This is a genomic window from Rhizobium sp. 01L410, from assembly GCF_056400165.1.
Window position 1 is genome coordinate 164357 of sequence record NZ_JBFTST010000013.1, and the last position, 9844, is coordinate 174200.

The following is a 9844-nucleotide window of genomic DNA, read 5'->3' on the forward strand; positions in this document are numbered from 1 at the left end:
GTTCTCGCAACGCAGCAACAGACTGCGTGGGAACAAGTCGAATAGCACCGTACAGCATGCACCGCTCCGCGCATTGGCGTGGAGGAGCGCCGAGAATTTGATTTCGCGCGAAAGCATCTTTGCGTCGAAATTCCTTCTCCAACTCCGGCTGTATTTGGGGGCTTCAAACTTTGACGATCTTCCCGCGCACCGGCAGGCTTCGCGTGATTTGGGGACGTGGAATGAAACGTAGCGGACTGCATCTGACGGCGTTGAGCCAGGAGACGATCGTGGCCGCGATCGCCGTCATCATCTTTATCGTGGCGTCGGCTACTCTGCCTGGTTTCTTCACGGCCGAAAACGTCGTCTCGATCATCCGCTCGGTATCCGTGCTCGGCATCCTGGCGCTTGGAATGGCCGTCGTCATCATCGGGCGTGGCATCGATCTGTCGGCCGTCGCCGTCATGGCGATGTCCGTCGCGTGGTATCTCCAGCTGCTCAACGATGGAAGCTCCGGCTGGCAAGCGCTCGCCCTTGTGCTCGCAGGGGTCGTCGGTATCGGCCTGCTAAACGGCTTTCTGGTCGCTTATGCCGATGTGCCGGCGATCTTCGTCACCCTTGCCAGCGGTTCGTTCGTCTTCGGCTTCGTGCGCTCGCAGCTGATCGCCCAGGATGCCGTGCCGGTTCCGCCCGACAACTGGCTGCAGCTGTTGGGCGGCCTGCGCTTTCTCGACATCCCGATCGAGGTCTTCATTTTCGCCGCTCTCGCGTTCGTTATCTTCCTGTTCCTTCGCTACACCAAATGGGGACGCTACGTGTATTATGCCGGGGACAATCCGGTCGCCGCCCGCAACGCGGGCATGCCCGTCCGGCCGATGCTGGTCTTTCGTTACGTCCTCTCCGCGCTCGTCGCGTTTCTTGCCGGCCTGCTGACGGCCGCCAGCCTTCACTCGATCAATACGCGCGTCGTCAACTCGACGCTCCTCTATGACATCGTGCTGGTCGCGGTGATTGGCGGGATCGGCCTTTCGGGGGGAAAGGGGAGCGTTCGCAACGTGCTGTTCGGGTCGGCGCTGATCGGCATCATGCTGAACGCGATGACCATCATCGACATCCCGCTGATCTACCAGAACCTGATCAAATCCACGATCCTGCTCGTCGCCATCGTAATCGACGGGCTTCTCAATCCGCGTGACGAGCAGACGGCCCAGCAGGGGGACATCTGAACGTGGCGCGGGACGAACGAATTCATCCGTCAACTCATCGGGGGACCCCATGAAATACGTGAAGGCACTCTTTGCCGCAGCGACTTTGTCGCTGTCGGTTTTCGTAACCGCCGCTCCAGCGCAGGAAGATCCGGGTCCGGCAGCTTATTCCCAGGCCCTCAATGGCAAGCGGGTGATGCTCGTTCCGATGGCCATGGGCTTCGACCTCGCGCAGGGCTGGGCGCATTATCTCCAGACCGAAGTTGAGGCCTTCGGCGGCGTGTTCGAGACCCGCGACCCCAACTGGAGCGTCGAGGCCGGCGCTCAGGCGATCACCGAGGCGATCTCCTCGGACACCCGGCCGGATGTCCTCATCGTCCATTCGCCGGACCTGAACTCCTACGCGCGTCTGCTCAAGAAGGCGCAAGCCGCCGGTACATACGTCATCCTGATCGACAATCCTGCAAACTTCGCCGCTGACGCTTTCGTCGGCAGCGATTGGGACCGCCTTGGCCAGCTGGAAGCCGAAGCGGTGATCAAGGGCTGCGGGCCCAATTCCTCGAAGAAGATCGGCCTCGTCCAGGGCGACCAGGTCAATGCCTCCAGCCTCTACCAATATGCAGGCATCACCAAGGTTCTGGCGAAGAACCCGGATTTCCAGGTGGTCGCGAAACCCGATTCCAACTGGGATGCGACGACCTCCCGCAACGTCACCACGACGATGCTCCAGCAGCACCCCGATATTTGCGGCATCATCGATTTCTGGGATGGCGACGCCTCGGGTGCAGCTGCAGCCATTCGCGACGCCAAGCTGCAGGACAAGGTGTTCCTCGTCACCACCGGCGGCGGTGAAAAGGCTGCCGACTGCGATAATCTGGAAAACGGCACCTACGGCGCTGTCGTGATGACCGAACTTCATCACCAGTCGCGCGACATCAACGCCATCATCAAATTCCTGTTGCAGAGCGGCCAGCCTGCCGGCACCTCCAAGGCTTATATCTACACCCTGGAGAAGGCGACGACCAAGGCGGACCTGAAGCCCGACAGCTGCTGGGACCTCAAGGCACTGAAGACAGCTGCGAAGTAAGCACCTGTCTGCAAATGGAGCCCCTCGGCCGAGGGGCTTCGCACGTCTTCCCCATCTTATCCGGTCCATACACATGACATTCAGAGAACGCTTGCAGGCGTGGCGATACAATTTGATCCCGGATCACCTCGCCGGCGAGATCCTGACCAAGCGCTGGACCGACAATGCGATACCATTTCTTGCCCTGGTGATCGTCGTCGCCGGATTTGGCTCGGCAATCCCGGGTTTCTTCAAGATCAATTCGCTTCAGGATTCGACCCGCCAGCTCGGCGAGTTCTCGATCGTCGTCACCGGGTTGACCGTCGTCATGCTGGGAGGCGGGATCGATCTTTCGGTCGGTTCGATTTTTGCGCTGTCCTGCTTTGCGGCCGTCTCCACCTTCTTCATATTCGAGCAGCCCGTCTTGGTCGCCCTGCTGGCCTCAATCGCGACGGGTGTCGCCTTCGGTGCGATCAACGGATACCTGGTCGGTTTTCTCAGGCTCCGGGCATTTCTGACGACGCTGGTGACCTTCATCATCGGCAGAGCGGTCTACGACATCCTCGTCGTCAATTTCGCCGCCCAGATCCAGATGTCCTCGGCCATGTCCGACGTCTGGGATTTCGTCGGCGATGGCACGGTGCTCGGCATATCTGTGTCCGTCCTGACGGCGATCGTCTTCATCGTCCTGACGCATATTGCCCTGACGCGGTCGCGCCCAGGCTGGCATATTCTCGCCGTCGGCGGCTCGCGCCGCTCGGCGCATAATGCCGGCATCAAGGTCAAGCGGACCGTGTTCCTGACCTATGTATTCTCTGGGCTTTGCTCCTCGATCGCAGGCTTCCTGATTGCCTGCCGGCTGAGCGGGGCAGGGCCCGGCACGGGCCTCAACCTCGAGATTCTGGCGCTTACGGCGGCGGTCGTCGGCGGCAATAGTCTTGGCGGCGGAAGAGGGTCGGTCATCAAGGGCCTGATGGGCGCAATCATCGTCCTCGTCATGACCAACGGTCTTATCCGGCTGGGTTACGGAACCGGCACCAACCAGATGGTACTCGGCCTGATGCTGGCAGTCGCCGTCACGATCGATATCAGATGGCTGAAGAACCGTCACAAGGTCTTGAACGAAGTCTATGTCGCTCCCGTCTACCTGCGCATGGGGGAAGCGCAATCCGCCGTCCCCGGTTCGGGCACGCCCTATGCGCTGGACGACCGGTTGTCGCAGACGCAATATATCGGCCTTGGCGAGCTCGAAGGTCCCGAGGATGTCATCCTTGATGATGACGACAATCTCTATTGCGGCACGCGTCACGGCGAGATCGTCCGCTTCTTCGCGCCTGATTACCAGCGCTCGGAAGTGTTTGCCCATGTCGGTGGCTTCCCGCTGGGGCTGGCCTTCGACAAGGACCGCAACCTGATCAGCTGCGTCGGTGCGATGGGTCTCTATTCGATCGCGCCGGACCGCACGGTGACCAAGCTCACGGCCGAGACATCGCGGTCATGGACTTCCGTCGTCGACGACGCGCGGCTGCGCGACCCGAACGACTGCGACATCGCGCCCGACGGCCGGATCTACTTCACCGACTCGACGAAACGCTACGACGCCCACGACTGGGCGCTGGACTCGATCGAAAACCGTGCGACAGGCCGCCTGCTGGTCTACGATCCGAAGACCGGCAAGACCAAGACCCTGCTGGATGGATATCGCTACACCAACGGCGTCTGCGTCGCCCATGATGGCAAGTCGATCTTCTTTGCCGAAAGCTGGGCATGTCGTGTTCACCGCTACTGGCTGGACGGGCCGAAGGCGGGCACCGCCGAATGCGTGATCGCCGACATGCCCGGCTATCCCGACAATATCAACCGCGCCTCGGACGGCACCTATTGGATGGCCTGGCTCGGCATGCGAACACCAAGCTTTGATTTGTCGCTTCGCCACCCAGGCATGCGCAAGCGCATGACCCGGCGTCTCCCTCAAGATGACTGGCTGTTTCCGAACATCAACACCGGCGGCATCGTCAAATTCGACGAGACCGGAACCATCCGCGATGCCATGGCCGATCTTTCCGGCGTCTCGCACCCGATGGTCACGTCGATGCGCGAACACAAGGGCTATCTATACGTCGGGGGCATCCTGAATAACCGAGTCGGCCGCTACAAGCTTTCGACCGGCAGTCAGACATGGACCGGGCCGTCCTCCTATTGGGGGAGCGCCCGATGATTTTCGATCCGATCCTCGATCTGTTTCGCGGCAAGGCCGTGACCATCCCGCCGCTCGACGGTGCATTTCGTCCGAACCAGGCGCTCGACGATGCGCCGCTGATCGCGACACTTCCTGACGTCGACAATGCGCTCGTGCACGATGGCCGGCTCGTCGTCTCGTCCGGACGAAAACTGCTTTCTATCTTGTCCACAGGGCAACAAGAAGTGTTGCAGGAGTTCGATGCGGAAATCTGCGCAACGGCGGCGTCGGCGTCGGGGACGCTGGCGATCGCTCTAGTGTCCGGCTCACTCGTTCTCGATCGCGAAGCGCTGCCGCTCCCTAAAGAGATCAGGTGCATCACCGCGCTTGCCTTCGCCCCCGATGGGGCATTGTGGCTGGCAAATGGTGCAGATCGCATCGCGCCGGATCAATGGGCACGGGATCTCATGTCAAAAGGGCGCTCAGGAAGCGTCTGGAAGATCGAACCCGGCAGCCGGGCGCCGCGCAAGGTCGCCGGCGGCCTGGCATTCCCCTATGGGCTTCTGGCAAATTCCGATGGCGTTGCCGTCAGCGAAGCCTGGCATCACCGGATCGTCAGGATCTCGGCATCAGGCCCCATAGAGACAGTGGTCGACAATCTTCCCGGATACCCAGCGCGGCTTTCTCAGGCCGCCGATGGGGGAGCGTGGCTCTCGATCTTTGCTCCGCGTAACCGCCTGATCGAATTTGTTCTTCAGGAGCAGCGGTATCGTGAAGACATGATGGCAAGCGTCCCGCCCGAATTCTGGATCGCGCCATCGCTCTCATCGGGAACGAGTTTTCTCGAGCCGCTGCAGTGCGGCGGCATCAAGACCATGGGAATCCACAAGCCTTGGTCACCGAGCCGCTCCTACGGTCTGGTCGTCAAGCTTGATGCCCGGCTGCAACCGCTATCAAGCCTGCACAGCCGCGCCGATGGCATCAGGCACGGCACCACCAGCGTTGCCGAACACGAGGGCAGGCTATTCATCACCTGCAAGGGCGCCGGCATGCTCGTATCCATGGATGTGGCGGAGGTCAGATAGAATGGCGGCAGCAAACGAGATCATCGTCCACCTGGAGAACGTCACCAAGGAGTATCGCGGCGTTCCCGCGGTCAAGAATGTCAGCTTCGATTTGCGCAAGGGCGAAGTCCACGCGCTGCTGGGCGAAAACGGCGCCGGCAAGTCGACGCTGGCGAAGATCATCGCCGGTGTCGTCGAACGGACGTCCGGTACCATGACCCACCATGGCAAGGAGGTCAGCTACGGCTCGCCGTACCAGGCGCTGGACGCCGGCATCGCAATGGTCTTCCAGGAGACCAGTCTCGTACCGTCCATGACGGTGGCACAAAATCTCTATCTGGGGACGGAAGGCTTTCTGAACCGCCTGCGCGGCATCTACATCTCCGCTCAGCAGTTTTTGCAGTCACTCAACTTCCCTGTCGATCCGACAGCTATGGTCGAAACCCTGGGTGCCGCCAAGAAGCAGATGGTCGAGATTGCCCGCGCCGTTCACCACAATGCCGAGATCATCATTTTCGACGAGCCGACCGCAACGCTGACCCCTGAAGAGAAGCGCCACTTTTTTGCACTCGTGAGGCGGTTGAAGGCGAGGGGAGTGTCGATCGTCTTCATCAGCCATGCGCTCGAGGAAGCGTTGGCGATCGCCGATCGCATCACCATCCTTCGTGATGGTGAACTCGTCGCATCGGGAGACACGTCGGAGTTCGACCGGGAAAAGATCATCGCGGCGATGGTCGGCAGAACGCTCACCGGAGAGCTTTATCGCAAGCGTGATTCATCCACCATCCGTAAGCCCGGCAAGAAGGTGCTCTCGGTTCAGGACCTGTCGATGAGCAATGTTGTGCGCAACAACTCGTTCTCGATTTTCGAAGGACAGATCACCGGCGTCTTCGGGCTTATCGGATCGGGCCGGACCGAAACCTTCAAGGTCGTCTCCGGCATCTACAAGCGCGACTTCAAGCGCGGCGGCTCTGTCGAGCTCGATGACAAGCCCGTCCGCTATTACGTTCCCCGCGAGGCGGTGAAGGACGGCATCGTCTACGTCACCGAGGATCGAAAGAGCGAGGGTTTTTTCGAAACGATGTCGATTGCCGAGAATATCTTCGGCGGTCTTCTGTCCGCCGACCGCGAGAAGAGCAGCATCATCAGCATGAGCGAGATGCACAAGCTTGCCGTCGAGTGGACGAGCAAGCTGAACATCCGCGCGATCAACGACAACGCGCGCGTCGTTGAACTGTCAGGCGGCAACCAGCAGAAAGTCGTGATTGGCAAGGGTCTCGTTCAGGAGCCGCGGGTGGTGATCTTTGACGAGCCGACCCGCGGCGTCGATGTCGGCGCCATCGCTGAAATCCATCAGATCATCAATGAGCTCGCCGATCGCGGATTGGCGGTCGTGGTGATTTCATCCTATCTGCCAGAGATCATGAACCTGTCGGACCGCATCCTTGTCTGCAGGCAGGGCCGGATCGTCGAGGAATTTTCGCCAGGCGATTCCACCGAGGCAAAGATCATGTACGCTGCCGTCCACTGACGAGCGAAAGGAACGACAATGGCGACCGTGAAACTCCTGACCGATGCCGAAATCGAAGTGATCCCGGCTGCGAAGGCCGTTTTCGACGATATCCGGGCGACCCGGAAGTCGGATTTCATCAACAACTTCTGGCGTGGCCTCGCCAATGATCCGCCCTTGCTGAAGCGCACTTGGGAAAGCCTCAAGGCCGTCATGGCTGTCGAAGGCGTCCTCGATCCGCTGACGCGCGAGATGATCTACATAGCGGTCTCTACCGCAAATGGCTGTTCCTATTGCGTCCATTCGCACACGGCCGCAGCGAAGGCGCGTGGCATGACTGAAGCTCAGCATGCGGAACTGCTGGCGGTGATAGGGCTCGCAGGGCAAACAAATCATCTTGTCACCGCGATGCAAATTCCGGTCGATGAGGCGTTTCTCTAGAGAAGCTAACCCAAGCGCATTATGGCCGCCTTGAGGGTAGGGCATCAGCCACTTTCCCGCAAATAGGCAGCAAAGGCTTCGCCCCAAGTCGGTCAACCGTTGCTGGGTGACATTGGCAAGATCCGTGTCCCCGGGCATGAAGCGTCGGATGCGTTTGTTGGTGTTCGACGCTTTGGAACGATATCGAGACCTTCGGCATTCTTCACCACCTGCGCGACGAGACGATCCTCACGCTCGAACGTGAGATCGCCTATCCGGCTGGGCGCCGAACCGGCCGTTTATTCGGCTTCCGCCGTCGCCAAGGATTTCTTTGCCGATCTGGCCAGACAGGCTGAGGAATACCTTCAGGAAGTAGAGGCACTCACAGGCAATCGATAGCGGTGCAAACCAGCTTTTCGGTCAGCCGACGCTACGGCGACAGCAGCTTTTGCCAGCATGGAGAATGAGCGCAACGAAATCAGGTAGCACTAGCGTGGCATGGTGCTCCGGGTTTACGACGCGGCGGTTCGGGCGCCCTGCCTCACATTATAAACTGGCATTGAATCTTTACGGGAAAATCGTCGAAGGACGTCTGAGCGGCAGGGCGTTAGTCGAACATCTTCTTGATCGTTGCGACGGCGAGGAACATCCGCATCGCGTTGGTGGCCAAGGGCTGAAAGCCGTATCGCTTGTAAAGCTTCACCCGCCTCTCGGTTCGCGCTGCATCACCGCAATCAAGGACATCGAGCATGACGATAGCCGTCCCTATCTCATCGGAGATCCGCGCTATTCTCATGAGACAGTCGATCAGCAAATCGCCGCCGTAACCGCTGCCCGCGAATTTCAGGTCGCGACCGATCATCGAGATGTAGGCGGCCGGAATTGAGCCGTGTCCGGGGCGGTCACGGGCAAACTTCTTCGGAAGCTCGGTATAGTCTACGGCATGGTTGTTGATGGCGTAGAAGCCCATCACTAGGCCTCCGTCTCGAGTCATCACGAAAACACGAAGATTGTCGCTCTTTTGAAGCTTGTTTGCCGTCTTCTGGAAAAAGTTATCGACCTGCTCAATCCCGCAAGAAAACGCCGCCCGATCGTGCTTCGAAGGATCGAACGGCTCGATGATCGGCTTTGGTGCCTCACTCTGCGGCATTATTTTGAGACGACAGTCGCGCTATGGCGCTTGAAAGCTGCCTTAAGGCTATCTGTCGGCTCTGGCGGATTGTCCAGCGCCGCAAAAAAGGCAGCATGATCGGCCGGCTGCAAAAGGGTCCGTTCATGAGCGGCAATCGTGGTCATAGCCGCTTGATAAGCCGCGTTGATGGTAAAAGCCGAATCGTCCACACCGGACAGCGCAGCAGCACGTTGGATTGCTGTCTTGATCCGCGCCTTCGTACGAAAGCCCATACGTGCGTCGCTTGGCTCATCGATCTCTGCGGTCATATCTTTGAAAGCAACCATCATCGCCTCCTGGTCAGGATAATAGTGTCATTATGTATGTACGTCTAAACGACGTACACGTCAAGTTAGCAGATGGATCATTGTACGTCATACATACGTACAATGACGATCGAACTGCGTCCATGATTCTTTTGATCGGCTGTTCCGGCAGCGCTGCTGTTGTCGTCGAAGAAACAGAACCATCGACTTCAACGTTCAGCAATCGTGAAAAACAGCAGGGGTCCTTAATTCACGCAACCGCACCGCTATCAGTGAAAATTCCGCGCCTTGATCTTCAGTGTGTCGATATGAAGGTCCGGAACGAACATATCGCGCGGAGCGATGACCGGCTTCGGTGTATCCCGCGGATCCGGCCCTCAGCAAAAGCGTCGCCGCGGCCGGCCGGCAATCTGAAGGCCTCGTCGCGATCGGCGAGGTCGAGATCGCCAGACAGGTCGAACAGCTGATGGGCAACGAGATGACCGACCTGCCAGCGCTTCTCGAACAGCGTCGGCCAGACGACAGGGTTGGCGGGCCGGTTTCGTCCTCGATGGTGATGAACATGAAGCCTTTTGCGGATCCCGGCTTTTGGCGCACGAGGACAAGGCCGGTCGTATAGACCCATCGCACGTCGCGAGCGCTCACCGCATCGGCGCAGGTGATCATGTTGCGCGCCGAAAGATCCTCGCGGAGGAAGGCAATCGGATGTTGCCGCAGGGGCAGCCCGGTATCGCTGCAATCCTAGATAACGTTATGGCCATCCGTCATCTCCCGACGTGCCACCGCCGGCTCCTGCTGCAGTGAGTTCCATAATGTTGATTATGCGATACGATGTTGTAGCGGCATTTTAGAGATGCGACATATAGGCTAGTTAGAGATGCGACAGTCGTCGCCTCTTGGGATGCTAGCTGAACGTCAGCATTGGGAAGCAAGACAAGCGACGTGCATCGTGGTCGAGGCCATTTATGTTCGGAGTCGTCATGT

General features: G+C 59.4%; 8 protein-coding genes and 1 pseudogene. 6 read left to right on the top strand and 3 right to left on the bottom strand.

The window, feature by feature from the left end; genetic code table 11:
• Positions 1–221 precede the first annotated feature (221 nt).
• The 6 genes from AC1DV9_RS24610 to AC1DV9_RS24635 all read left to right on the top strand — a co-directional run bounded on the left by AC1DV9_RS24610 (position 222) and on the right by AC1DV9_RS24635 (position 7444).
• The gene (locus tag AC1DV9_RS24610; protein WP_310300348.1) at positions 222–1205 is read left to right on the top strand and encodes an ABC transporter permease; all 984 of its coding nucleotides are present in this window, start codon (positions 222–224) and stop codon (positions 1203–1205) included.
• Positions 1206–1254: 49 nt separating this feature from the next.
• Positions 1255–2271 carry a sugar ABC transporter substrate-binding protein gene (locus AC1DV9_RS24615; protein ID WP_310300345.1) on the top strand — a complete coding sequence of 339 codons (1017 nt, stop codon included), beginning with the start codon at positions 1255–1257 and terminating at the stop codon, positions 2269–2271.
• 73 nt (positions 2272–2344) lie between these two features.
• A complete protein-coding gene (locus AC1DV9_RS24620) occupies positions 2345–4468 on the top strand; it encodes an ABC transporter permease (RefSeq protein ID WP_477950361.1) in 2124 nt (707 codons plus the stop codon).
• Positions 4465–5514 carry an NHL repeat-containing protein gene (locus AC1DV9_RS24625; protein WP_477950362.1) on the top strand — a complete coding sequence of 350 codons (1050 nt, stop codon included), beginning with the start codon at positions 4465–4467 and terminating at the stop codon, positions 5512–5514. The genes AC1DV9_RS24620 and AC1DV9_RS24625 overlap by 4 nt, the downstream gene beginning before the upstream one ends.
• A 1-nt stretch (position 5515) precedes the next feature.
• Complete coding sequence (locus AC1DV9_RS24630) at positions 5516–7024, top strand: sugar ABC transporter ATP-binding protein (protein ID WP_477950363.1); 1509 nt, start codon at positions 5516–5518, stop codon at positions 7022–7024.
• An 18-nt stretch (positions 7025–7042) separates the two neighbouring features.
• On the top strand, positions 7043–7444 hold the full coding sequence (locus AC1DV9_RS24635; protein ID WP_112446034.1) for a carboxymuconolactone decarboxylase family protein: 402 nt from the start codon (positions 7043–7045) through the stop codon (positions 7442–7444).
• A 586-nt stretch (positions 7445–8030) separates the two neighbouring features.
• On the opposite strand, the gene AC1DV9_RS24640 is transcribed toward AC1DV9_RS24635, so the two are convergent.
• The 3 genes and pseudogenes from AC1DV9_RS24640 to dnaE2 form a co-directional block, all read right to left on the bottom strand.
• Positions 8031–8573, bottom strand: a complete 543-nt coding sequence (locus tag AC1DV9_RS24640) for a GNAT family N-acetyltransferase (protein WP_112386888.1) — start codon at positions 8571–8573, stop codon at positions 8031–8033.
• Entirely contained in the window at positions 8573–8881 is a 309-nt protein-coding gene (locus AC1DV9_RS24645; protein ID WP_112386889.1) for a type II toxin-antitoxin system TacA family antitoxin, read from the bottom strand. Before AC1DV9_RS24645 ends, AC1DV9_RS24640 begins: the two co-directional genes overlap by 1 nt.
• A gap of 248 nt (positions 8882–9129) precedes the next feature.
• Positions 9130–9658: pseudogene (gene dnaE2, locus AC1DV9_RS24650) on the bottom strand (error-prone DNA polymerase); the annotation flags it as partial.
• Positions 9659–9844: the final 186 nt, after the last annotated feature.